The sequence below is a fragment of the Streptomyces sp. NPDC020965 genome (assembly GCF_044333555.1).
In the GTDB taxonomy this organism is placed as follows: Bacteria; Actinomycetota; Actinomycetes; order Streptomycetales; family Streptomycetaceae; genus Streptomyces.
The window spans coordinates 128,317-153,006 of the sequence record NZ_JBIRRE010000002.1; the positions used below are offsets into that span (position 1 = coordinate 128,317).

Annotated in this window: 20 protein-coding genes; 12 read left to right on the plus strand and 8 right to left on the minus strand. The window is 71.6% G+C overall.

The window, feature by feature from the left end; translation table 11 throughout:
• Nucleotides 1–43 precede the first annotated feature (43 nt).
• The 5 genes from ACH4S7_RS07445 (at nt 44) to ACH4S7_RS07465 (ending at nt 7,439) form a co-directional block, all read left to right on the plus strand.
• Nucleotides 44–829 (plus strand): SDR family NAD(P)-dependent oxidoreductase, encoded by a 786-nt coding sequence (locus ACH4S7_RS07445; protein ID WP_398520168.1) that lies wholly within the window; start codon nt 44–46, stop codon nt 827–829.
• Nucleotides 830–1,017: 188 nt separating this feature from the next.
• A complete protein-coding gene (locus ACH4S7_RS07450; RefSeq protein WP_398520169.1) occupies nt 1,018–2,133 on the plus strand; it encodes an LLM class flavin-dependent oxidoreductase in 1,116 nt (371 codons plus the stop codon).
• Between the two features lie 317 nt (nt 2,134–2,450).
• Nucleotides 2,451–4,190 carry an amidohydrolase family protein gene (locus ACH4S7_RS07455; RefSeq protein ID WP_398520170.1) on the plus strand — a complete coding sequence of 580 codons (1,740 nt, stop codon included), beginning with the start codon at nt 2,451–2,453 and terminating at the stop codon, nt 4,188–4,190.
• Nucleotides 4,187–5,638 (plus strand): aldehyde dehydrogenase family protein, encoded by a 1,452-nt coding sequence (locus ACH4S7_RS07460; protein WP_398520171.1) that lies wholly within the window; start codon nt 4,187–4,189, stop codon nt 5,636–5,638. The genes ACH4S7_RS07455 and ACH4S7_RS07460 overlap by 4 nt, the downstream gene beginning before the upstream one ends.
• Before the next feature lie 247 nt (nt 5,639–5,885).
• Entirely contained in the window at nt 5,886–7,439 is a 1,554-nt protein-coding gene (locus tag ACH4S7_RS07465; protein WP_398520172.1) for an APC family permease, read from the plus strand.
• Nucleotides 7,440–7,480: 41 nt separating this feature from the next.
• On the opposite strand, the gene thrC is transcribed toward ACH4S7_RS07465, so the two are convergent.
• Nucleotides 7,481–8,545: a threonine synthase gene (gene thrC / locus ACH4S7_RS07470; protein WP_398520173.1), complete on the minus strand. Its 1,065-nt coding sequence runs from the start codon at nt 8,543–8,545 to the stop codon at nt 7,481–7,483.
• Between the two features lie 65 nt (nt 8,546–8,610).
• On the opposite strand from thrC, the gene ACH4S7_RS07475 reads away from it, so the two are divergent.
• Nucleotides 8,611–9,537 carry a MurR/RpiR family transcriptional regulator gene (locus ACH4S7_RS07475; RefSeq protein ID WP_398520174.1) on the plus strand — a complete coding sequence of 309 codons (927 nt, stop codon included), beginning with the start codon at nt 8,611–8,613 and terminating at the stop codon, nt 9,535–9,537.
• A 236-nt stretch (nt 9,538–9,773) separates the two neighbouring features.
• On the opposite strand, the gene ACH4S7_RS07480 is transcribed toward ACH4S7_RS07475, so the two are convergent.
• Complete coding sequence (locus ACH4S7_RS07480; RefSeq protein WP_398520694.1) at nt 9,774–11,378, minus strand: CehA/McbA family metallohydrolase; 1,605 nt, start codon at nt 11,376–11,378, stop codon at nt 9,774–9,776.
• Between the two features lie 214 nt (nt 11,379–11,592).
• On the opposite strand from ACH4S7_RS07480, the gene ACH4S7_RS07485 reads away from it, so the two are divergent.
• Nucleotides 11,593–12,420, plus strand: coding sequence for a TIGR03619 family F420-dependent LLM class oxidoreductase (locus ACH4S7_RS07485; RefSeq protein ID WP_398520175.1), 828 nt, complete (start codon nt 11,593–11,595; stop codon nt 12,418–12,420).
• 126 nt (nt 12,421–12,546) lie between these two features.
• Nucleotides 12,547–13,869 (plus strand): MFS transporter, encoded by a 1,323-nt coding sequence (locus ACH4S7_RS07490; protein ID WP_398520176.1) that lies wholly within the window; start codon nt 12,547–12,549, stop codon nt 13,867–13,869.
• A gap of 146 nt (nt 13,870–14,015) precedes the next feature.
• Here the strand turns inward: ACH4S7_RS07490 and ACH4S7_RS07495 are convergent, their stop codons facing one another.
• Together ACH4S7_RS07495 and ACH4S7_RS07500 are read right to left on the minus strand one after the other, a co-directional pair.
• Complete coding sequence (locus tag ACH4S7_RS07495; RefSeq protein WP_398520177.1) at nt 14,016–14,579, minus strand: SseB family protein; 564 nt, start codon at nt 14,577–14,579, stop codon at nt 14,016–14,018.
• A 117-nt stretch (nt 14,580–14,696) separates the two neighbouring features.
• The gene (locus tag ACH4S7_RS07500; RefSeq protein WP_398520178.1) at nt 14,697–15,458 is read right to left on the minus strand and encodes a hypothetical protein; all 762 of its coding nucleotides are present in this window, start codon (nt 15,456–15,458) and stop codon (nt 14,697–14,699) included.
• Between the two features lie 126 nt (nt 15,459–15,584).
• On the opposite strand from ACH4S7_RS07500, the gene ACH4S7_RS07505 reads away from it, so the two are divergent.
• The 3 genes from ACH4S7_RS07505 (at nt 15,585) to ACH4S7_RS07515 (ending at nt 20,497) form a co-directional block, all read left to right on the plus strand.
• Entirely contained in the window at nt 15,585–18,176 is a 2,592-nt protein-coding gene (locus ACH4S7_RS07505; protein WP_398520179.1) for a bifunctional FO biosynthesis protein CofGH, read from the plus strand.
• 760 nt (nt 18,177–18,936) lie between these two features.
• On the plus strand, nt 18,937–20,052 hold the full coding sequence (locus ACH4S7_RS07510; RefSeq protein ID WP_398520180.1) for an ADP-ribosylglycohydrolase family protein: 1,116 nt from the start codon (nt 18,937–18,939) through the stop codon (nt 20,050–20,052).
• A gap of 76 nt (nt 20,053–20,128) precedes the next feature.
• Nucleotides 20,129–20,497 (plus strand): hypothetical protein, encoded by a 369-nt coding sequence (locus tag ACH4S7_RS07515; RefSeq protein ID WP_398520181.1) that lies wholly within the window; start codon nt 20,129–20,131, stop codon nt 20,495–20,497.
• Here ACH4S7_RS07515 and ACH4S7_RS07520 read toward each other — a convergent pair.
• Nucleotides 20,458–21,300 (minus strand): SDR family oxidoreductase, encoded by an 843-nt coding sequence (locus ACH4S7_RS07520; RefSeq protein ID WP_398520182.1) that lies wholly within the window; start codon nt 21,298–21,300, stop codon nt 20,458–20,460. The genes ACH4S7_RS07515 and ACH4S7_RS07520 overlap by 40 nt on opposite strands.
• Before the next feature lie 84 nt (nt 21,301–21,384).
• On the opposite strand from ACH4S7_RS07520, the gene ACH4S7_RS07525 reads away from it, so the two are divergent.
• Nucleotides 21,385–22,224: a hypothetical protein gene (locus ACH4S7_RS07525; protein ID WP_398520183.1), complete on the plus strand. Its 840-nt coding sequence runs from the start codon at nt 21,385–21,387 to the stop codon at nt 22,222–22,224.
• A 114-nt stretch (nt 22,225–22,338) separates the two neighbouring features.
• On the opposite strand, the gene ACH4S7_RS07530 is transcribed toward ACH4S7_RS07525, so the two are convergent.
• From ACH4S7_RS07530 to ACH4S7_RS07540, 3 genes are all read right to left on the minus strand, one after another.
• Nucleotides 22,339–22,539: a DUF397 domain-containing protein gene (locus ACH4S7_RS07530; RefSeq protein ID WP_398520184.1), complete on the minus strand. Its 201-nt coding sequence runs from the start codon at nt 22,537–22,539 to the stop codon at nt 22,339–22,341.
• Between the two features lie 212 nt (nt 22,540–22,751).
• The gene (locus tag ACH4S7_RS07535; protein ID WP_398520185.1) at nt 22,752–23,609 is read right to left on the minus strand and encodes a helix-turn-helix domain-containing protein; all 858 of its coding nucleotides are present in this window, start codon (nt 23,607–23,609) and stop codon (nt 22,752–22,754) included.
• Nucleotides 23,610–23,943: 334 nt separating this feature from the next.
• Complete coding sequence (locus ACH4S7_RS07540; RefSeq protein ID WP_398520186.1) at nt 23,944–24,672, minus strand: GPP34 family phosphoprotein; 729 nt, start codon at nt 24,670–24,672, stop codon at nt 23,944–23,946.
• Nucleotides 24,673–24,690: the final 18 nt, after the last annotated feature.

The window sequence follows — 24,690 nt, forward strand, 5'->3', positions numbered from 1 at the left end:
CGGACCCGCCCCTCCCGGGGCCCCCGACCAACACGGAGTCACCATGGGAAAGCTCGATGGCCGCGTCGTCCTTGTCACCGGTGCCGCGCGCGGGCAGGGGGAACAGGAGGCCCGGCTCTTTGTCGCCGAGGGCGCCAGGGTCGTCCTCACCGACGTCCTCGACGACCAGGGCGGTGCCCTCGCCAAGGAGCTGGGCGACGACAACGCCCTCTACCGCCGTCTCGATGTGCGCCGTGAGGACGACTGGACCGCGGCCGTGGCCGCCGCGAAGGAGCGCTTCGGGAAGATCGACGGGCTCGTCAACAACGCGGGCATCCTCCGCTTCAACGAGCTGACCGCGACCCCGCTGGAGGAGTTCCAGCTCATCACCCAGATCAACCAGGTCGGCGCCTTCCTCGGCATCCGCACCGTCGCGCCCGAGATCGAGGCGGCGGGTGGCGGCACGATCGTCAACACCGCCTCGTACACCGCCGTGACCGGGATGGCGTACGTCGGCGCCTATGCCGCATCGAAGCACGCCGTCCTCGGGCTCACCCGGGTCGCCGCGGTGGAGCTGGCGTCGAAGGGCATCCGCGTCAACGCCCTCTGCCCCGGCGCGATCGACACCCCGATGACCAACCCCGCCGCGCTCGACCCGGACGCGGACCCGCGGGCGGGGAGGGAGGCCATGGCGGGCCTGTACCGGAAGCTCATACCGCTCGGGCGGGCGGGGGAGCCCGAGGAGGTGGCCAGGCTCGCGCTCTTCCTGAGCTGCGCGGACTCCTCGTACATCACCGGACAGCCGTTCGTCATCGACGGCGGCTGGCTGGCCGGGGTCAATCTGTCCTGAGGGCGGCTCCGGGGGCCCCGGTCCTGCGGGTCGCTCCGGACCGGCCCCGAGGGGCGCGCCGACGTTTTCTGACTGTGCGTCAGCTATTGACGGCGCATCCGCGCGGTGGAACAGTCGTGCGCACCGAGATCTGACGGTGCGTCAGAAAGCCTGTCGGAGACTCAGAGACATAGGGACGGTGACCCCCGGTGGAATTCGGAATCTTCGTGCAGGGATACGTCGGCAAGCGCGCCGAGACCGACCCCCTCGCCGAGCACAAGGCGCTGATGGAGGAGACCGAGTACGTCATCCAGGCGGACAAGTCCGGCTTCAAGTACGCCTGGGCCAGCGAGCACCACTTCCTGGAGGAGTACTCCCACCTCTCCGCCAACGACGTCTTCCTCGGCTACCTCGCGCACGCCACCGACCGCATCCACCTCGGGTCCGGCATCTTCAACCCGCTCGCCCCGGTGAACCACCCCGTCAAGGTCGCCGAGAAGGTCGCCATGCTCGACCACCTCTCCGAGGGCCGCTTCGAATTCGGCTCGGGGCGCGGGGCGGGCAGCCACGAGATCCTCGGGTTCATGCCGGGCGTCACCGATATGAACCACACCAAGGAGATCTGGGAGGAGACCATCGCCGAGTTCCCCAAGATGTGGCTCCAGGACGAGTACGTCGGCTTCCAGGGCAAACACTGGTCGCTGCCGCCGAGGAAGGTCCTGCCGAAGCCGTACGGGAAGTCCCACCCGGCGATGTGGTACGCGGCCGGATCACCGCCGTCGTACGCCATGGCGGGCAAGAAGGGGCTCGGCGTGCTCGGCTTCAGCGTGCAGAAGGTCTCCGACATGGAGTGGGCCGTCGAGGCGTACAAGACGGCGGTGCGGGAGGCCGAGCCGATCGGCGACTTCGTCAACGACAACGTGATGGTGACCTCCACCGCGATCTGCGCGGAGACACATGAGAAGGCGGTCGAGATCGCCGTCGGCGGCGGGCTGAACTACCTCCAGTCGCTGCTCTTCCGCTACCACGACACCTTCCCGCGGCCCGAGGGGATTCCGGAGTGGCCGGAACTGCTGCCCGAGTACAGCGCGGAGATCATCGAACTGCTCATCGCGGAGGAGTTGATGATCTGCGGCGATCCGTCGGAGGTCCTGGCGCAGTGCCGGCGGTGGGAGCGGGCGGGGGCGGATCAGCTCTCGTTCGGGCTGCCGATCGGGATCTCGTACGAGGACACGATGAACTCGATCAGGCTGATCGGGGAGCAGGTGATTCCGGAGATCGACACGGATCCGGTGCATAGGACTTCGCGGTTTCGCGGCGCGTAGCGCCTCCGGCGGGGTTGCGGATGTTGCGGGCCTGGGCCCCCGTCCTGGCGAGCTCCTCCGTTGCGAGGGTCCGTCCTCAAACGCCGGACGGGCTGGTTGGGCTCCTCCGTTGCGGGCTTTGTCCTCAAGCGCCGGACGGGCTGAAATTCAGCCCGTCTGGGGGCACCCCCGGACGGAGTCTGGGGGAGTTTGAGGACGGACCCTTCGGGCGGAGGGGCCGAGGGAGACATGGGGGCTCGGGGCGGAGCAGCCCGTACCGCGCCCAGAAAAGGACCACCGTGGCCACCGTGGCCCGTCGAAGGGAAAGGACCACCCCCATGCTCGACCACCTCATTCGCTCCGCGACCGTCGTGGACGGCACGGGTGCGCCGTCCTATGTCGCCGATGTCGGACTGCGGGACGGGCGGATCGCCGTCATCGGGCCGGCCGGGTCCGTCGCCGAGGAGGCCCGGACGTCGGAGGACGCCCGTGGGCTGATCCTCGCCCCCGGGTTCGTCGATCCGCACACCCACTACGACGCCCAGCTCTTCTGGGACCCGTACGCCACACCGTCCATGAACCACGGCGTCACCACCGTCGCGGGCGGCAACTGCGGGTTCACCCTGGCGCCGCTCAATCCGGCGCGGCCGGAGGACGCCGACTACACCCGGCGGATGATGTCCAAGGTGGAGGGCATGGCGCTGGTGGCCCTTGAGGAGGGCGCCCCCTGGAACTGGCACACCTTCGGCGAGTACCTCGACGCCCTCGAAGGGCGGATCGCCGTCAACGCCGGCTTCATGGTCGGCCACTGTGCCCTCCGCCGCCATGTGATGGGCGCGGAAGCCGTCGGCGGCCGGCCCACCGATGAGCAGCTACGGGGGATGCTCGAACTCTTCCACGACGCCATGCGCGCCGGGGCCTGGGGACTGTCGACCACCCAGTCGTCCACCCACTCCGACGGCGACGGTCAGCCGGTGGCATCCCGGCATGCCGAGCCCGCCGAACTGATCGCGCTCTGCCGTGCGGTCGGCGAACACGAGGGCACCCAGCTCGAAGCGATCGTCGCCGGGTGCCTGGACCAGTTCGACGACGACGAGATCGATCTCCTCGTGGAGATGTCGGCCGCCGCGGGCCGCCCGCTGAACTGGAACGTGCTCACCATCGACGCGGCCGTACCCGAACGGGTGCCCCGCCAACTGCTCGCCAGTGAGCGGGCCCGCGCGGCCGGTGGGCGGATCGTGGCGCTGACGATGCCGATCCTCACCCCCATGAACATGTCCCTGGGCACGTTCTGCGCGCTCAATCTCATCCCCGGCTGGGGCGAGGTCCTCGGGCTTCCGGTGCCGGAGCGGATCGAGCGGCTGCGCGACCCCGCCGTCCGGGCGGAGATGCTGCGCCGCGCCGACTCCAAGGAAGCCGGGGTCTTCCGTCGACTGGCCGACTTCGGCCGCTACGTCATCGGCGACACCTACTCCCCGGAGAACGAAGGTCTCAGCGGCCGGGTGGTGCGGGACATCGCCGCCGGTCGCGGCCAGGACCCCTTCCAGTGCCTGGTCGAGATCTGCTCCAACGACGAGCTGCGTACGGTGCTGTGGCCGATGCCCCCGGACAACGACCCGGCCTCCTGGGAGCTGCGCCGGGCGACCTGGCGGCACGAGGACGTGCTGCTCGGCGGCTCCGACGCGGGCGCTCACCTGGACCGGATGTGCGGCGCCCCGTACACGACCCGGTTCATCGGGGACTGTCTGCGGGGCCGGAAGCTCGTCCCCGTCGAGCAGGCGGTGAAGATGCTCACCGACGATCCGGCCCAGTTGTTCGGGCTGCGGGAGCGGGGCCGGATCGAGCGCGGTTTCCACGCCGACCTGGTCCTCTTCGACCCCGAGCGGATCGAGGCAGGACCGGCCACCCTCGTACACGATCTGCCGGGTGACAGTCCCCGGCTGGACGCGAAGGCGATCGGCGTGGTCTCCGTACGCGTCAATGGAGTGGAGACGATCCGGGACGACGTGGTGACGGGCGCGGTCCCGGGCACGGTGCTGCGGTCCGGCCGGGACACCAGGACGGTGTCGACCAAGTGAAGCGGGGACTCTTCATCGGCGGCGAGTGGGTCGAACCCGACGGCGGCCACTACGAGGTGATCGATCCGGCCACCGAGGAGACCGTCGGCCTCGCGCCCGAGGCGAGCCGCGCGCAGGTGCACGAGGCCGCGTCGGCCGCCCGCGCGGCGTTCGCCGGCTGGTCCCGGACGCGCCCGGAGGAGCGCGCCCGGATCCTGGACGCCGCCGCCGACATCGTCACCCGGAACGCGGAGCCGTACGCCGAGCTGGCGCGCCGGGAGAGCGGCGCGACGGCCGGGACCGCGCGCGGGATGCAGGTCGCGGTCGGCGCCGCGCGGTTCCGGCGGTACGCGAGGGGAGCGCTGGAGCCCGTCGAGCAGCCGCTGCCACCGCAGATCAACGCGGCGGGTCCGATGGGTCGGGCGGGTGTCTTCGGGGCGGTCGCGGTGCGCCGCCCGGTCGGCGTCGTCACCTGTATCACCTCGTACAACAATCCCTGGGCCAATGCGGCGGGCAAGGTCGCCCCCGCGCTCGCGATGGGCAACACGGTCGTGGTGAAGCCCGCCCCGCAGGATCCGCTCTCCGTCTTCCTGATGGCGGAGGCGCTGGCGGAGGCGGGAGTGCCCGCCGGGGTGGTCAATGTGGTGACCGGTGCGGCGCCGGACGTCGGGGCGGCGGCCGTCGACTCGCCGGAGGTCGACATGGTCAGCTTCACCGGTTCGACGGAGGTCGGTCAGCGCATCGCCGAGGTCTGCGGGCGCGGGATGAAACGCCAGCTCATGGAGTTGGGCGGCAAGGGCGCGGCGCTCGTCCTGGACGACGCCGATCTGGACGCGGCCGTCCAGGGCATCGGGACGACGTTCTCCTTCTACAGCGGCCAGATCTGTACGGCACCGACCCGGGTGATCGCCCAGCGCGCCGTCTACGACCGGCTCGTGGCGAAGCTGGCCGCCTATCTGGGGCGGCTCACCATCGGCGATCCGGCCGACCGGCGCACGGTCGTCGGCCCGGTGATCTCCGCCGCCCACCGGGACCGGATCGAGTCGTACGTGGCGCTGGGCCGCGCGGAGGGCGCCCGGCTGGTCGCGGGCGGCGAGCGGCCGGCGTTCGACCGCGGTTTCTATGTCGCTCCCACGCTGTTCGCTGACTGTACGAACGAGATGCGCGTCGTACGGGAGGAGATCTTCGGGCCGGTGGTCGTGGTCGTCCCCTGCGATACGGAGGAGGAGGGGATCGCGCTCGCCAACGACAGCGACTACGGGCTGATCGACTACGTCTGGTCGGGCGATGTGGCCCGCGCCTTCCGGATCGCGGGCGAGCTGCGGGCGGGCGGGGTGGGGGTGAACACGATCGGGCGGAACATGGAGGCGCCGTTCGGCGGGTTCAAGCGGAGTGGGGTGGGGCGGGACGTGGGTTCGTACGCCCTGCACGCGTACAGCGAGACACAGGCGGTGGTCTGGCCCGGCTGACCGCCGGGCTGTCCTCCCGGGGCGTGCTCGACAGCCGGCCGCGGGAAAATTTGAAACGGGTGAAATCGGGCGCTGCTGCGGTTCCCGTACCCGGGGTAAACCGGTTCAGTCCTTGTAAGGAGAGTCGGTGTCGGTCTTCGGTCTTTCATATGTGGGTCATTTTCGAAGCATCTCTGTTGAATCCAAGGTTTCTTGATCGGATGCGACTCCTCCGGATGTGGAAACCGCAGCATTTAACGTCCTGTTCATGACTGAGCTGGACGCGCGGCCCCGGGCCGGAGACACGGCGGGGGGCGCCCCCGGAGCCGGCGTACGCACCAAGGGCCTCGGCGGCGACTCCGTCGGGCTCATGGGCAGCGCGGTCATCGGCATCTCCACCGTCGCCCCCGTTTACTGCCTCACCTCCACGCTCGGCTCCACCGCCGGCGAGGTCGGGCTCCAGATGCCCGCCGTCTTCCTGGCCGGCTTTCTGCCGATGCTGCTGGTGGCGTTCGCCTACCGCGAGCTGAACCGCGCCATGCCGGACTGCGGCACCTCCTTCACCTGGACCGTGAAGGCGTTCGGCCCCCGGCTCGGCTGGATGTGCGGCTGGGGGCTGGTGATCGCCACGATCATCGTGCTCTCCAATCTCGCGGGCGTCGCCACCTCCTTCTTCTGGCTGCTCGCGGGCGAGATCACCGGCAGTGAATCCATCGCCGCGCTGGACGACAACAGAGCCGTCCATATCCTCACCGTCCTCGTGCTGATCGCGGTCGCGACGGCGATCAGCTACCGGGGCATGACCGCGACCAAGGGCGTGCAGTACGCGCTGGTGGGACTCCAGCTCCTGGTCCTCGGCCTCTTCGTGGCCATGGCGCTCGCCAAGGCGGACTCCTTCGAGACCTCGCTCTCCTTCTCGGCGGAGTGGCTGAATCCGTTCGCCGTCCAGTCCTTCGCGGCCTTCACGGCCGGACTGTCGCTCTCGATCTTCATGTACTGGGGCTGGGACGCCTGCCTCACCGCCAACGAGGAGACCACCGGCAGCGACCGGACCCCCGGCCGCGCCGCGCTGATCGCGATGGTCATCCTCGTCGGCGCCTACCTCGCCACCGGCGTCGCCGCGCAGATGGCCGTCGGCTCCGGCGCGGACGGCCTCGGCCTCGCCAACCCCGACACCTCCGGCAATGTCTTCGCCGCGCTGGCCGGTCCGGTGATGGGCCCCGGGCTCGGCGTCCTGCTCTTCGTCGCCGTACTGGCGTCGGCGGCGGCCAGCCTCCAGACGACCTTCATCCCGGTGGCGCGCACGGTGCTCGCGATGTCGGCGTACGAGGCACTGCCCCCCTCGTACGCCAGGGTCCACCCGCGCTTCAAGACCCCCGGCCGCGCCACCGTCGTCGCGGGCGCCGCGACCGGCGCCTTCTACACGGTCATGACCCTGGTCAGCGAGCACGTCCTGATCGACACGATCTACGCGCTCGGTCTGATGATCTGCTTCTACTACTCGCTCACGGCCTTCGCCTGCGCCTGGTACTTCCGCCGCCGGTTGACCCGGTCCGGGCGGGACCTGCTCTTCAAGGGGGTCTTCCCGGTGGTGGGCGGGGCGCTGCTGGCGGCGGTGTTCGCCAAGACGCTGTACGACATGTGGGATCCGGCGTACGGGAGCGGCTCGGCGGTCTTCGGGGTCGGCTCGGTCTTCGTGATCGGGGTGGGGCTGCTGCTGCTCGGTGTGGTGATCATGCTGGTGATGCGGCGGCGCAGCCCGGCGTTCTTCCGGGGCGAGGTGCTGACGCGGGACACCCCGTCGCTGGTGGTCGCCGACTGATCCGGCCCCCGCGCCTGCCGGGGGTCGCGGCGGTCAGGTGGTCAGGCGGTGAGGCGCAGGGCGCGGGCGGCGTCGGCGGTGCGCGCCGAGGTCTCCGTGGTGGTGTGACCGTCGCGCAGTGAGGCATCGAGGTCCTTCAGCCCATTGCCGCTGAGGGTGATCACGATTCGCTGGCCGGGGTCGAGCAGCCCCCTGCGGTGCCGGTCGATGACCCCGGCGACCCCGGCAGCCGACGCCGGTTCGGCGAAGACGCCGTCATGGCGCGCGACGGCGCGGTAGGCGTCGAAGATCTGCTCGTCGGTCACCGCCGCGATCAGTCCGCCGGACTCGTCGCGGGCGGCGACGGCGCCGTCCCAGGTGGCCGGGTTCCCGACCCGGATCGCGGTGGCCGCGGTCTCCGGCACGGCCACGGGCGCGCCGTGGACCAGCGGTGCCGCGCCCGCCGCCTGGAATCCCCAGATCCGCGGCAGCCGGGTGGCCTGGCCGGCTCCGGCGTAGTTCTGGTACCCGCCCCAGGTGGCGGTGATGTTGCCGCCGTTGCCCACGGGCAGGCAGTGGATGTCCGGCGCGTCGCCCAGGGCGTCCACGACCTCGTAGGCGACGGTCCGCTGTCCGGCCAGCCGCAGTTCGTTGCCGACGGAGTTGACCAGGGCGACTGGGTGGTGGTCGGCCAGCTCCCGGGCGATCCGCAGACAGTCGTCGAAGCCCCCGGCGACCTCCACGATCGTCGCCCCGTACCGCACCGCCTGGGCCAGCTTGCCGAGGGCGACCGCCCCCTGGGGGACCAGCACCGCCGCCGTGATGCCCGCGCGGGCCGCGTAGGCGGCGGCCGATGCGCTGGTGTTGCCGGTGGAGGCGCAGATGACGACCTCGGCGCCGTGCTCGGCCGCCTTGCTGAGGGCCACGGTCATCCCGCGGTCCTTGAACGAGCCGGTGGGGTTGGCGCCCTCGACCTTCAGCCGGACATCGCATCCGGTCAGCGCGGAGAGGTGGGCCGAGGGGAGGAGGGGCGTGTTGCCCTCGTGCAGGGAGATGGCGGGGGTGCTGTCGGTGACCGGCAGCCAGCGCCGGTAGTCGCTGTTGATCAGTCCGTGCCAGGTGCTCATATCGGCGAGCGTAACAGTCGTTTCATGGGGAGAGTCAATGGCGATCTGGCGTAACATTCGTCAACATGACGTCCGACCGTGCCGACCATGCCTCGACCGACCATGCCTCGACCGATGCCTCTGTTGACGCCCCCGCCGATGCTTCCGCTGATGCCTCCGCCGCCGACCATGTCGAGGCGCGCCTCGGCCGGCTCTACGCCGAGCTGCCACCCGGCGAACGCGCCGTGGTCCGGGTGCTGCTCGACGATTACCCGTACGCGGCGCTCGGATCGCTGCGCGCCCTCGCCGACCGCGCCGGAGTCAGCCCGCCGACCGCCTCCCGGCTCGTCGGCCGGCTCGGCTTCACCGGCTTCACCGAATTCCAGGAGGCGGTACGGACCACCGGACGCGAACAGGATCGCTCCCGGCTCCACGAGTTCGTCACCCTGCGGCCCGACACCCACCGGGCGGCGGAGGACCTGCGCGCCGGCCTGGAGGGCACCCTCGCCACCGCGACCGATCCGCTGCTCGCCGCCACCGCCGCCCGGCTCGCCGAGGCCCGCACGGTCCGGGCGCTCGGCGGCCCGCTGAGCGAACTCGCCGCCGAGTATCTGATCCGCCAGCTCTCCGGCCTGCGGGCCGGCGCCCACCGGGTCCCCGAGACGGCGCCCGCACGCGCCCGTACCCTGCTCGACCTCGGTGCGTCCGACGTGGTCGTCGCCTACGACTTCCGCCGCTACTCGGCCGATACGGCGCGTTTCGCGCGGGCCGCGCGGGCACGGGGGGCCCGGCTGATCCTGATCACCGACGCCTGGGAATCACCCCTGGCGGAGGGGGCCGAAGTGCTGATCCGGCTCCCGCGCGAGGCGGCCGGGCCGATCGCGCCACTGACCCATGAGATCGCGGTCACGGAGCTGATCCTGGTGGCGACGGCCGCCCATCTCAGCCCGGCCGGCCGGCTCGCGGAGCTGGACGCGCTGACCCACGAACTGCTGCCGCCACCGGGGTCGTAGCCGGTGCGCCGCGCCGCCCCGGGCCCCGGGGTGGCGCGGTCAATGTCCCCGGGGGCTCCGACCGCCCCCCGGCCCCCCAGCCCCCGACCAGCCACCACGTGGCCATCGACCGGCCGGCAGCGGCCATTCCGCGGCCACTGACCGGCCATCCGCACCCCCTGGCTGGAGGCCCCCGGGGGCCCGGGGGCCCCGACCGGGCCATCCGCACCCCCGGCCGCGGGCCCGGCGACGGGTGTTCAGTCCCGCCGCCCCAGGAACACCGGATTGGTGAAGGCGGCCAGCGGCCCCGGCACACCCGGCGTCACCACCGCGCGCCGCACCTCACCCCGTACGTACGTCGCATAGCTCGGAGTCGTACGCCACTCCACCGCCCCCGTCCCGGACGGCGGCAGCGGAGCCGTGTGCAGCACCCCCTGGTCGGTGACGAGCCGGACCGAGCAGTTCGGCGCGCCCCACACCTCCAGCCGGACCACCACCGGAGTGTCGTCGTCCACCCGGAGGCGCTCCCCGATGCCCGCGTACTCCCCGCGCCCGCCCTTCACCGAGAAGGAGAGCGAGACGGCCTTCGACTCGGCGACATAGCTGCGGCCCTTCCGGATGCCCTCCAGGATCGCCTCCCGCGTCAGGTCATCGGCGAGGACGACGGTCTGCGGAGTGCCGACGGGGTCGGGGTGGCGGTGCGCGTCGCTGTTGCCCATCGCGGGGGTCCACCGGCCCCGGGCGATGGCCGAGTCCCACGCCTGGAGGGAGACCTCGTCGTCGGGGGTGTACGGACCGTTCCAGACCTCCACCGCGTCCGCGTCGCCGAGGCCGAACTTCCAGGTGCAGCCGATGCAGGTGGCGTGCGGATGCGCGGGCACGACGAGGCCGTTGGCGCGCCGGATCTCCCGGGCGAAACGGCCGAAGCGGTTCTCCCGGGCCCGGTAGCGCCAGTCGATGAAGGTCCCCGGATCGGTCCCGAGCGCGAGGACGTGTCCGTTGCGGGTGGTGACCTCCTCGCCGGTCAGGATCAGCAGGTCGTCGCCCGCGAGCGGCGCCCAGTGGGCGTGCCCGGCATGGGTGTTGTGCTCGGAGGTGTGGATGAAGTCCAGCCCGGCAGCGCGCGCGAGCGCGGCGATCTCGGCGGGGGTGCGCCGGCCGTCCGAGAACCAGGAGTGCAGATGGCAGTCGCCCCGGTACCAGGCGCGCCCCCGCCCCTTGGCCCGCTCGGGCGGGTACACCGGTTCGGGGGTCGGCGGGGTGGGCCCGTACCGCAGGGTGATGGTCACCTCGTACGGCAGCCCCTGCGGCGCGATGGTGTACGGGCCGAGGGCGATATGCCAGGTCCCCGCGCGGATGGGCCCCGGGTGGTAGCCGGGGGTTGCGTCGTCGGCCCGGATGAAGAACTCGGCGCGGGCGCCGCCGGACCAGCCCCGGAAGCCCTTCCCGCCGAGGTCGGTGCCGCGTTCGTCGAAGACGCCGATGTCGAGGGCGTTGCCGAGGGTGCCGCTGGGGAGGACCGGCCGCACATAGGTGTAGGAGGCATGAAACTCCCGGACCCCGCGCGGGACCTCGACCGGGAGATAGACGTAGTCGGGCGAGCCGGGCGGCAGGGTGTCACGGACGACCCTGGTCTCCTCGCCCTCGTACGACGGTGTGGCGCTGGCGAAGCTCACACCACCCACGGTAAACGCGGCGGCCGCTCCGGTCACGAGCACTCCTCGTCTTCCCGGCCGTGGCACGCCGCGTCCGGCTGGTTCCGTACGCCCGGCGGGCGCTGTCCGTCCAGCGGGCGCGGCGGGCTCGGTGCGCTCGGTGGGTGCGGGGGCGGGTGCTCGATCCGTACGGCCGACTCGATCCATGGGACGGGCTCGATCCATGGGACGGGCTCCTCTCGGTGGAGCGGTGCGTTCAGACCCTGGTACCGACCGGTGAACCGGGGCGCAAGGGCGGGCGTTGGCCAGATGCACGGTGGTGGGCCCTCGTGGGCGGGTGACCTTCCGGTGACGTCCTGTCGCGTACGGGGGCGGGTGGGACGTAGGTTGACGGGGTTCCCCCGACGAGGAGGTTCCCCGTATGCGCGTCGCCACCACGATCTTCCTGACGGACCAGACGATCACCCCGGTACGGATGGCACGGGAGTTGGAGGAACGCGGCTTCGCGGGCCTCTACCTGCCCGAGCACACCCACATCCCGGTCGAACGGCTCACCCCGTCCCCCATGGGTGGTGAACTGCCCGTCGAGTACGGCCGCACGCTGGACGCCTTCGTCGCCCTGGCCCAGGCGGCGGCGGTGACCGAACGGCTGACCATCGGCACCGGCGTCACCCTGCTCGCCCAGCACGACCCGATCGACCTGGCCAAACGGATCGCCACCCTGGACCACCTCTCCGGCGGCCGGTTCACCTTCGGCGTCGGCTACGGCTGGAACCGCGAGGAGGCCGCCGACCACGGCGTCGAGTGGGCGACCCGGCGGGAGCTGACCCGGGACCGGATGGGCCTGATGCGGGCCCTGTGGGCGGCCGAACCGACCGCGTACGAGGGTCCGTACGGGTCGGTGCGGGCCTCCCACGCCCACCCCAAGCCGGCCGGTGGCGCACCCCGCGTCCTGATCGGCGGATCGGCCGGACCCAAACTCTTCGCACATATCGCCGAGTACGCGGACGGCTGGCTGCCGATCGGCGGCGCCGGGCTGACCGAGTCGCTCCCGGTGCTCCGTACGGCCTGGGAGGCGGCGGGCCGCGACCCCGGGGCGCTGCGCGTGGTCCCGTACGCCGTCCGGCCGACACCCGGGAAGCTGGCGCACTACGCGGAGCTGGGGATCGAGGAGGTCGTCCTGCAACTGCCGTCGGCCGGAACGGCTGAAGTACTGCGCGCCCTGGACGCGTACGCCGAACACCTCTGAGCCCGAGGGCCGTACCGGCCGACGCGTCCCCCGCCCGGCCCCGCGCGTGCTCACCGGACAGCGGCCGGATTCAGCCCCTGGAGAATCATGGGTCCGGGGGCGGGGACGCTCGGCACGGTACGGATCATGTCCACAGAGAGTCCCTGGCGAGTACGCGATTTCCGCACGTTGTTCACCGCGACCGTACTCAGCAACCTGGCCGTCAACGTCGGCCAGGTGACCATTCCGCTGCTCGCCGTACTGGCGCTCGACGCCTCCCCCGGAGAGGTGGGGGTGCTGGTCACCCTGATGACCCTGGCGTTCCTGGTGATCGGCCTGCCGGCCGGGGCCTGGGTGGACCGGATGCGCCACCGCCGCGTCCTGATCACCGCCGAGCTGACCCGGGCGGGACTCCTCGCCTCCGTCCCGCTCGCCTGGTGGCTGGACGCGCTGACGATGGGCCAGCTCTACGCCGTGGTCCTGCTGAACGGCTGCGCCACGCTGTTCTTCGACGTCGCCTCGCAGAGCGTGCTGCCGGGGATGGTCGGCCGGGAGGCCCTCGTACGGGCCAACGCGTCCGTGGTGAGCCTCCAGGCGGCCGGCCAGATCGCGGGCCGGGGCGCCGGAGGCGGCATGGTCCAACTGCTGACGGCGCCCGTCGCGGCCGTCTCGCTCGGCATCCTCCATCTGGCGTCGGCACTGCGCCTGATGTCCCTGCGCCGCACCACACCCGCGCCCCCAGAGCGCACGGTGGGCCTGGGAGCCCAGATCGGCGAGGGCGTACGGCACGTACTCGGCAACCCGGAACTGCGGGCACTGGCCCTGGCGGGCGCGCTGACCAACCTCGGCACCCAGCTCATCAACACCCTCCTCCCGGTGCTCTTCGTCCGCGAACTCGGGCTTTCGGCCGGAGTGCTGGGGCTGTACTGGGCGGTCGGCGGCATCGGCATCTTCCTGGGCGCCCGCTGCGCCCGCGCCTTCGCCGCCCGGCTGGGCTACGGGCCCGCGATCGTGGCGACCGGGCTGTGCGCGGCCCCCGCCGCGCTGCTGATCCCCCCGCTGGACCGGGGCGGCTGGCTCTGCCTCGCGGGGGCCGGCTGGCTGCTGATCACCTTCCGTATCGGCGTGGACAACGTCCTCTCGGTGACCCTGCGCCAGCGCCAGACGCCCGATCCGCTGCTCGGCCGTATGAACGCGACCTTCCGTTTCATGCTGACGGGTGCGACGGCGGTGGGCTCGGCGCTCGCGGGGTTGATCGGCGAACTCTCGGGGGTGCGGACGGCGCTCTGGGCGGGGGCGGGGATCCTGGCACTGGCGTGTCTGCCCGCGCTGTTCTCACCGATACGGACGAGATGGGAGCCGCCGCCTCCGCCGCCGCCTCCGACACAGGCACCGGCACAGGCACCGGGGGCGGGGGCGAGGGGGCGGGAGGCCGCACGGCCCGCTGACGCGGCGGAGAGCAGCGCTTAGCGGGCGGTTGGGGTGGGCCGGTGTGGGCCGGGGCGCTGGGGGAGTGGGGGAGGAGTGCGGCGGTGGGCGGTGGGGGAGTAGGGGAGGAGTGCGGCGGTGGTTCGGCTCGCGCCCGCTCCCCGACGGGTGCACCCCGGCTGCCCCTGTTACTCCGGAGTCCCGGAACCGTCCCGGAGATCCACCGCCGCCGAATCCGGCACGATCCCCGCGATCGGCGGGAAGAGGATGCCGTCAGCACTGCCCGCGTCCAGCGCGACCCCGGTCGGGATGCCGAGCGCGGGGACCATGACGTCCAGCAGCCGGGCGCCGAGAATGGTCTGGTACGTCCACTCGCGGTCGGCATCACCCTGTGCGTACGCGAATCGGGCGAGCGCCCTCTCGTCCGAGAACGCGCAGATCCAGCGGACTCCGCCGTGATCGGACGTCCACAGGCTGCCGTGCGGATCGATCGGGACGAGCACCGCCGCGCGCCGGAACTCGCCCAGCAGTGCCGCGAACCGGCCGCGGGCGGCGGCCAATCGGTCGTTCGGCAGCTTCGAAGTGCCCTGAGGTGTGCCGGATGCGTGGTGGTTCGGGTCTTTCGAGGAACCAGGGTGGCGTGGTGGGTCCGGTTCGTCCGGCGACGGTGTCGGCTCCACCGATCGGGTCGCCGGCTCCGTCAGCCGGCCGGCCGGCTCGGGCTCCGGCGCCCCGCCCCCGTCATTGGTCATGCGTCGCATGGTGTCACGCGCCTTTTTTCGAAAGCAACGGAGTTCGAGCCGAACTCGGCCCCGTACGCGGCGGGATCCCCAGGGGACAGGCGGGACCTCAGCGGGACCGACGGGACCTCAGTGGAGGGTGTGCTGGTAACAGCCGGTCCGTACGGTGAACATGACCATCGAGACGTCCGGCGGATTCTTCCGGTTGTCCACCAGCTCGACGTCGAGAGTGAACTTCCCGTCCGCCGATTCCGCGGCGATCCGGGACGGTTCCCCGGCCGTGCCGCCGTCCCCGGCGAGCTTCCAGCCCTTCCCGGGCAGCTCCGTGCGCAGCCGTTCCACCGTCCGCGTCAGCTCCTCGAACGGCACCCCGTACACGCTCCAGGGGTGATCGAACCGGAAGATCCACGACCTGGGGTCGTAACCGTCGCACCACGCCATCTCCGCGATGGAGAGGGTCCGTTTGCCGCGCGGTTTGACGAGCCGCACCAGATCGGCCGAGACCCGTTCGATGTCCTCGCGTACCGAGTCGGTGGTACGGGACTCCAGATCGGCCGGGTCGGGCACGTCGGCCGTGTCCTGCCGCCCGCACCCCGTCAGCAGCAGGGCGCCGACCGTCGTGAGCACGGCCACGGTTGACAGCGCCCGGACCGGCCGGGGCTCCCGCCCACCCGCTCGTTCCCGGGTGTTCCGTGACGCGCGTCCCACCGCGGCGGTCGCGGTGCCGGCGGCTGCTCTGCTGGCTGCTCTGACGGCTGCTCTGATGGCGAATCCGATGGTCCTGAGGAGCGCCGCGCGGGCCGCGGCGCGGACGGTCGTGCGGCCTGCTGTGTGGACGGTCGTGCGGCCCGCCGTGTGGACGGTCGTGCGTTCGGTCACGCGTCTGGTCACATGACGCATCCTAAGAAGGTGATCTACGGCCCTGGATGAGTACGGGTACTCAACCGGACGGGTGGCCGCGGGATCGGTTGTCCACAGGCCGCTCGGCGTTCTCCAGCAGCTCGTATGCTCGGATTCATGACGGATCACAAGCCCGCACCCCCCACCGAGAACGCCATGCGCCGCGCCCTCAAGCGAGCCAGGGACGGGGTCGCCCTCGATGTCACCGAGGCAGCCGTGCTGTTGCAGGCGCGCGGGACCGATCTGGACGATCTGTGTTCGTCGGCGGCGCGGGTGCGTGATGCCGGTCTTGCGGCGGCCGGACGGCCCGGAGTCATCACCTACTCGAAGAGCGTCTTCATTCCGCTGACGCGCCTGTGCCGGGACAAATGCCACTACTGCACCTTCGCCACCGTTCCCGGCAAGCTCCGCCGCGCCGGCCACGGCATGTTCATGTCCCCGGACGAGGTCCTCGCCATCGCCCGGCGCGGCGCCGAGATGGGCTGCAAGGAAGCCCTCATCACCCTCGGCGACAAGCCCGAGGACCGCTGGCCCGAGGCCCGCGAGTGGCTGGAGGCCGAGGGATATGACGACACCATCGCGTATGTGCGCGCCATGGCGATCCGCGTCCTGGAGGAGACCGGGCTGCTGCCCCACCTCAACCCCGGGGTGCTGACCTGGACCGACTTCCAGCGGCTCAAGCCCGTCGCGCCGTCCATGGGCATGATGTTGGAGACCACCGCGACCCGGTTGTGGAGCGAGCCGGGCGGGCCGCACCACGGCTCCCCCGACAAGGAACCCGCCGTGCGGCTGCGGGTGCTGGAGGACGCGGGTCGCAGCTCGGTGCCGTTCACCAGCGGGCTGCTCATCGGCATCGGCGAGAGCTATGAGGAGCGCGCCGACTCACTCTTCGCGCTGCGCCGCGTCTCCCGCGCCTACCACGGCGTCCAGGAGCTCATCATGCAGAATTTCCGCGCCAAGCCGGACACGGCGATGCGCGGGATGCCCGATGCCGAGCTGGACGAGCTCGTGGCCACCATCGCCGTCGCCCGGCACATCATGGGCCCGTCCGGCTGTCTCCAGGCCCCGCCCAATCTCGTGGACGACGAGTACGCCCGCCTCATCGCCGCCGGGATCGACGACTGGGGCGGGGTCTCCCCGCTGACCCCGGACCATGTGAACCCCGAGCGCCCCTGGCCCCAGATCGACGAGCTGGCCGAGCGGTCGGCCGCCGCCGGCTTCCGGCTGGAGGAGCGGCTCTGCGTCTACCCGGAGTTCATCCAGCGCGGCGAACCCTGGCTCGACCCCCGCCTCCTGCCGCATGTGCGGGCGCTCGCCGACCCCGAGACCGGGCTGGCCAACGCGGCGGCGATCCCCACCGGGCTGCCGTGGCAGGAGCCCGACGAGACCTTCTCCGCCACCGGCCGCACCGATCTGCACCGCACCATCGACACCGAGGGGCGCACCCACGACCGCCGTGACGACTTCGACGTGGTCTACGGCGACTGGGACGCCCTCCGGGAGGCCGCCGTGCCCGGCATGGCACCCTCCAGGATCGACACCGATGTCCGGCAGGCGCTGAAGCAGGCCGCCGACGATCCGACCCGGCTCACCGACGACGAAGCCCTCGCCCTCCTCCACGCGGACGGCCCCGCCCTCGACGCGCTCACCCGGATCGCCGACGAGCTGCGGAAGTCGGTGGTCGGCGACGAGGTCACCTATATCGTCACGCGCAATATCAACTTCACCAATGTCTGCTACACCGGCTGCCGCTTCTGCGCCTTCGCCCAGCGGCGTACGGACGCCGACGCGTACACCCTCTCCCTGGACCAGGTCGCCGACCGGGCCGCCCAGGCATGGGACCTCGGTGCGGTCGAGGTCTGTATGCAGGGCGGCATCCACCCCGATCTGCCCGGCACGGCGTATTTCGACATCGCGCGCGCCGTCAAGGAGCGGGTCCCCGGGATGCATGTGCACGCCTTCTCCCCCATGGAGGTCGTCAACGGCGCCTCCCGCACCGGCCTGTCGATCCGCGAGTGGCTCACCGCAGCCAAGGAGGCGGGCCTGGACTCCATGCCGGGCACGGCGGCCGAGATCCTGGACGACGAGGTCCGCTGGATCCTCACCAAGGGCAAGCTCCCCGCCGCCACCTGGATCGAGGTCATCACCACCGCCCACCAGCTCGGCATCCGCTCGTCCTCCACGATGATGTACGGGCATGTGGACCAACCCCGGCACTGGCTCGGCCATCTGCGGACACTCGCCCAGATCCAGCAGGAGACGGGCGGTTTCACGGAGTTCGTCACCCTCCCCTTCATCCACACCAACGCCCCCGTCTATCTCGCGGGGATCGCCCGGCCGGGCCCCACCATCCGGGACAACCGCGCGGTCACCGCGATGGCCCGACTCTTGCTCCACCCGCACATCCCCAACATCCAGACCAGTTGGGTGAAGCTCGGCGCGGACGGCGCGGCCGAGATGCTGCGCTCGGGGGCCAATGACGTCGGCGGCACCCTGATGGAGGAGACCATCTCCCGGATGGCCGGCTCACGGTACGGCTCGTACCGCTCGATCAAGGATCTGATCGATATCGCCGAACGGGCGGGCCGGCCGGCCAAGGCGCGGACGACGCTGTACGGGGAGGTGCCGGAGGAGCGGATGCGGACGGCCACCACATCGGACGGGCATCTGCCCGAGCTGCTGCCCCTGGTGTCGGACCGGGCGGAGTAACCGGCCGGCCCCGGCGCGCCCGTGGGGGCGAGCGGGCTCTGCCTCTGCGGGAGGTGACCGGGCCGGCCCGAGGGCCGGGGCGCACCCGGGCGCCGGGCCCGGACGCGCCGGCTCTGCCTCTGCGCGAGGCGAGCGGGCCGGGGTGCGCCTGGACGACGCGCCGGGGCGCGTCCGGACGCGCCCGGACGACCCGGGGCGAGGGGCGGGCCGGGCCCGGTGACCGCTCTTCTCCGGGGGGCGGTCCGTGTGGGGAGTGTGACTGTTCGGTGTGCCCCCGGCCGAGGACCCGGGAAGCGCCAGGGAGCCGGCGTGGCACCGGTCCCGGGGGCCGGCGCGGTACCGGTCCCGGGAGCCGGACCGGGCATCGCCGGGGGTCCCTCCGGGACGACTCCGGATCGCTCCGGGGCGTCTCCGGGCCGGTCCCGGACTGGTCCCGGGCCGGTCGCGCGGGCCATCTCCGGGCCGTACTCGGGCCGTGCTCGGGCCGTTGCGGGAGTCGGCCGCTCCGGCCCGCGCCCGGACGGAGACCGCCCCCGGACCCCTTTCGGGTTCTGTCGCCCCCGCCCGGCTCCTCCCTGCCCGGCATGGTTTGCCCACCGTCTGAGGCGGGTGAAGGCCGGACGAAAGGCGTCCGCTCCGGGGTGCGGGGCCGGTGAGGGGCCCGCATCGTTCGATTACAGTGCTGCCCCGGCACAGGTTCCACAGCCATGTCCATGGTTGACGGCCATGGCACGGCCCACGTCCAGGGAGGGGGCGCGCGGTGAGCGCAGCAGCCACGGCCGTCTGGGGGCGGGCCGAGCAGCAGGACTTCCGGGCCCGGGTACGCGGCGCGCTGCTCGGAGCGGCCATCGGCGACGCCCTCGGAGCGGGGGTCGGCACGCTCACCCTGGAGGAGATACGGGCGGCCCACGGCCCCGACGGTCTCACCGATCTCGCCGTCGCCCACGGCCGCAGGGGCGCCATCACCGCCGCCACCCAGCTCACCCTCTTCACCGTCGACGGGCTCATCCGCGCCCAGGTCCGCCGCGACACCGGCGCCTGGCATCCGCCCACCGATGTGCACCGGGCCTATCTGCGCTGGGCCGCGACCCAGCGTGACTGGGGCCCCGACGAACGTCGCAAGGACAATGGCTGGCTCGCCTGCGAGGAGTGGCTCTACACGCGTCGCGACCCGCCGAAGGCGAGCCTGCTGGGCCTCGGCGACGACATTCTGGGCACCCTGGACGCCCCCAAGAACCCCACGGCGCGGGATCCCGGCGCGCTCGCCCGCTCGGCGCCGTTCGGGCTGCTGGTCGGCTGGGAGCCCCAGTTGGTGTGCCAGCTCGCCCTGGAGTGCGCGGCGCAGACGCACGGCCACCCCACCGCCTACCTCTCGGCGGGTGCGTTCGCCGTGATCGTGCACGGGCTGGCCCGTGGCGAGACCCTCGACGGTTCGGTGCGGCGGGCCCTGGCGCTGCTCGCGGCCCGCCAGGGGCACCAGCCCGTCACGGACGCGCTCCATCAGGCGCTCGGCGCCGTACGGCAGGGTGTTCCGAGCGCCGAGCGGGTCGCGTCGCTGGGCGAGGGGAGGCACGCGGAGGACGCCCTCGCCATCGCCGTGTACTGCGCGCTCGTCGGCGAGGACATCCGGCAGGGGATGCGGCTCGCCGTCAATCACGACGGACCCTCGGAGACCACCGGCACGGTGACGGGCGCGCTGCTCGGCGCACTGCACGGCGAGACCGCGCTGCCGCCCGCGTGGCTCGCGGAACTGGAGGGCAGGCCCACCGTCCTGGAGCTGGCTGACGACTTCGCGATGGAGATGACGCAGGGACCGGCGCTGCACGGCCCGACTGCGGCCTCTCCCGGCTGGCTGGCCCGCTACCCACGCGGCTGACCTCCAGCCGGGCGCCGCGCCGCCCTCGCCCGTACCCGCGCTCCACTTCACTGCACACAGCGTCGAGGAGCTGCGGGTGCTGCGGACCTTGGGCGGCCGGGCCCGGGTGCAGATCGCCGCCGGGATGTACCGCCCGGAGGAGCTGATCGAGCACATCGCCGCGGACCGGCTCACCCACCGCTGGCTGCGCTTCGGCTACCTCACGGCCGACGGGGAGGAGTGGCTGCACACCTTCCCGAACCTGCGGACCCTGGTCCTGCCGAAGCGGCTCACGGGCGTCCTCCCGAGGCTGCCGGAGCGGCCGACCATCACCCGTGTCGCCGGCCGGGCGGCGATGTGGCGCGCATTCGCCGCGTACGGTCCGGGGCGCACACCCCACCCCGTCACCATCGACTCATCCGCGCCTCACCGCATCAGCTCGCCCGCGTTCACCAGGAGTGACTGACCGGTGATCGCGCGAGCCCGGTCGGAGGCGAGGAAGGCCACGGCGTCCGCGACATCGCCATCGGTGGCCAGCTCGGGCAGTGCCATCCGTTCGGTGAGCCGCCCGAGCACCTCCTCCTCCGGCACGCTCTCGGATGCGGCGGTGAACCGGACGTACGCCTGGACCGGTGGGCCCCACATCCAGCCCGGCAGCACCGTGTTCACCCGGATCCGATCCGGCCCCAGCTCCCGCGCCAGCGAGTACATCGCTGAGGTCAGCGCCCCTTTGGAGGCCGCGTACGCCGTCTGCTGCATCTGTGAAGGCGGCGCCAGCGATGACTGCGTACCGATGATGACGACCGAGCCGCCGCGCTCCCTGAGGGCGGGCAGACAGGCACGGGTCATCCGCAGGGTGCCCAGCAGATTCACATCGATGACGCTCTTCCAGGTGTCGAAGTCGGCGTCCGCCAGCCCACCGAAGTAGCTGTCCCAGGCGGCGACGTGCACCACCGCGTCGATCCGTCCGAAGCGTTCCACGGCGAGCGCGGCCAGCGCCTCGCACTGGGCCTCGTCCGTGATGTCGGTCGGCCGGTGGGCGGTGCGGGTGCCGGCGGGGTCGATCGCCCGGGCCGATGCGGCGAGATTGTCCGCCGTGCGGGCCCCGAGGACCGCGTTCCCTCCGTCCCGTACGACCGTCTCCGCGACCCGGTGCCCCAGCCCGGCGCCCACTCCGGACACGACGACGGTCCTCCCGCGCAGCAGCCCCCACGGCGCGTCCGCCGCCTGCTGCTCAGCCGCTGTCCGTCCTGACGTCCCTGCCGGCATCCCGGTCCCTCCCGACCCTGGCGCTTCATCTGACGGACCGTCAGAGTAGGTCCGTCCCGTCACGGAGGGAAGAGGAGGCGAGGGATGACCGAGAACACCCGCAGCGAGGTGTACGCGGAACTGGCCGCGGTCGGCCCGTACGGAGTGCACCCCGGCCACGCCCTGATCACCATGGTCGAACCGCATCCCGGCCGGGAGCGGGCGTACAACCGCTGGTACGAGGACGACCACTACTACGCGGGCGCGATGGCGATGCCCTGGATCCAGGCGGGGCGCCGCTGGGTCGCCACCCGGGAGCTCCAGTTGCTGCGCCGGCCCGCCCGGTCGGCCGTGGCCCGGCCGGTCACGGCGGGCTGCTACCTCTCCACCTACTGGATCACCGAGGGCCGGTACGCGGACCATATGAAGTGGACCGTGGGCATCAATCGGCGGCTCAACCAGGACGGCCGCGTCCACCACGACCGTACGCATGTGTTCACCGCCTTCCAGGACCACCTGGCGACCGTCTACCGCGACGGCGCGACCGGTCCGCGCGATATCCACGCGCTCGACCACCCGTACGCCGGACTGGTCCTGGAGGTCATCGACGCGGACGGCCCCGAGCGGCGGAACGAACTGCTGGAGTGGCTCCGTACGGAGCGCCTGCCGGGGCTGTTGGCGGGCTCACCGACGGCGCTGGTGACCGTTTTCCGGCCCACCCCGCTGCCGGGTGACCGGATGAGCTATGTGCGGCAGGTGGAAGGCATCGACACCCGGCTGACGCTGCTGTGGTTCCTGGAGGAGGACCCGAGGGAGCGCTGGGACACCGCGTTCGCCGGGATCGGCGCGGCGGTCGACGCGTCGGGTCTCGGGCGGGTCGAGCTGGTGGCCCCCTTCATCCCCACGGTCCCCGGCACCGACCGGTACGTCGACCAACTGCGCTGAGAGCGTGCCCACCGTCCGGGGGGGCCTCCGCAGGGCGGTGGGGGGCGTGTGGACATGGCCGAGCCCCCTCGGCCGGGACGGCGGACCAGTCGAGAGGGCTCTGTCAGTAAGAGGTCAGACGGCGGTACGTCGGACCTCGGCCACGAACGCGTTCCACGAGCCGGGGACAAAGGTGATCATCGGTCCCGCGGGGACTTTGGAGTCCCGTACGGAAATCGCCCGCACGACGGGGGATTTCACTTCCACACAAGCACCGTTTCCCCCGGAGTACGAGGACTTGGTCCACGCCTCCGTGGCTCCCTGAATGATCGCCATGGTTTCTCCTCTGCGGCTCACGATGAGAAGTGGTGCGCCAACGCTTTCGTTGGTGTGATCGACGCTACTCGCCGCAGCCGACTTCTGAGGCAGGCATTCACTCGGTCGGATGGCATGTGCCACTGAACTCTTCCGCCGCACGGCAGCGGGGGTGTATTTTGCCGCCCCCGCGCCGACAACGCCCTTGTCACCAGCTCCGCATCGCTTGCGGCTCAGCGCGCGTAGGACTTGGCGATGTTCTCGATGAAGATCCGGGTCTGGTCCGCATTCAGCGCCTGGGCGCGCAGATGCTCATACATGACGGTGTACTTGTGGACGTCATTGGACTTCTCCAGATACAGATCGCTGGTGACGCCCTCGATATAGACGACACTGGAGTCCGCCGCGTCGGGAAACTCCAGAATCGCGTACTGGCCGTTGATTCCCGGGTGCGCGCCCATCTCGAAGGGCAGCACCTGCACGGTCACATGCGGAAGCTGGGACAGTTCCACCAGATACTCCAACTGCTCCCGCATCAGCGTGGTCCCGCCGACGACCCGGCGCAGCGCCGACTCATCGAGCACCGCCCACAGCCGCAGCGGCCGGTCGAGGTCCGTGACCCGGGCCTGGCGGCGCATCCGCACATTGACGCGCTTGTCGATCTCGGACGGACTGCTCTCCGGCAGCGCGCCCGCGATCAGCGCCTCCGCGTACTGCGGCGTCTGCAACAGACCCGGCACCACCTGCGGTTCGTACACCCGAAGACTCGCCGCGTCGGTCTCCAGACCGATGTAGACGCTGTACGGGATGTCGCCGAAGGCGTGCCACCAGCCCTGCTGGCGGGAGTCCTTGGCCATCTGCATCAGCGAATCCACGATCCGGTGGTCGTCCACCTCGTAGACCCCGCAGAGATCACGGACATCGCGCTGACTGATGGAACGGCGGCCGTTCTCCAGGCGACTGATCTTCGATTGGGAGACCAACAGGCGCTCCGCCACTTCCTCGGCGGTCATGCCTTTCAGCTCGCGGAGCCGGCGCAGCTCCTGCCCCAATCGGCGTCGCCTGACGGTGGGGTTGACGTTGGGCGCCACGGACACTGCACCTCCGACTGCATAGCTGAGCGTATCTACTGCTCAGCAGACTGCCACCACCTGACCTCGCTGGGCTGCGAAATGGCCAGACGTGCCGGATTTCTGGCGCGGGACGCCCTCTTGCTGCTATGGCCGTTGCCCTCGTCGTGCCGGCCCGTGTCGTCGTTCCCTGGAAGTCACCGTCGGGGTACGGGCGGGGGCGGAAGGGGCGCGCGGATGCGCGGGGCGGCGTCGCTGCCGCCCCGCGCGTCCGTCAAGGCTCCCGCACCGGGTCCTGGGCACCTCGGTACGGCGTCCGTGCTGGTGGTGCCGGTGTCACAGCCGCCGCCCCGACTCAGTGCGCGGCCACGCGGGCCATGGTGCCGCGGCGCGGCTGCATCGCCACGGCCGCCGCTGTTCGGTTGCCGCTCGCCGCTGAGGGATTGCGGCGGGGTTGTGCGGCCACACCGTTCTGAACGTCCATCACGGCGTGCGCCACGAGTCCGCCCATGGGGTCGTGCCTGATCAGATCCCGCAGCCGGGATCGTGAGGAACGCCCCTCATTACCGGGGTAGAGATGCTTGCCGAGTCCGACCGCGTGGGCCAGCGCGGCGAGCGCCGCGGTCCGCGGGTCCGGTGGCACACCGGTGCGGATCGCACTGTCCAGCCGGGACCTGATGTCCCGACTGATCGCTGTCTCCGTCGCCTGATAGCGCGTCGTCGGCAGCACACCGCACATCTGGCCCGCCACGGCATGCACCATGCCGCACCGCTCCAGGTGCGCGAGATAAATCTGACGGAGCCCCAGCCGGGGCCCGCCAATCCAGTGAACTGCACGAACCGGGCTGCCACGCCTGCGCAGCAACTCCAGTGCGGAGTCCAGTGTTGGATCTCCTGTCGGCCGTGGCATCACCACGGCGATACGATCCCCGTCAGGGGCTATCCGTCCTGCCAGAGCCAGCTCCACTAGCTGTGCTCCGGCCAGGCCGAGGTCGAGCGACTGCGGCTGCGCTGTGGTACCCGTGGCCGGGTCCAGAGCGAGCAGTAGAAGCTCCTCCGGAAGCGATCTGCGGCTCCTGCCCATCCATGCCTCCCCGCGTGG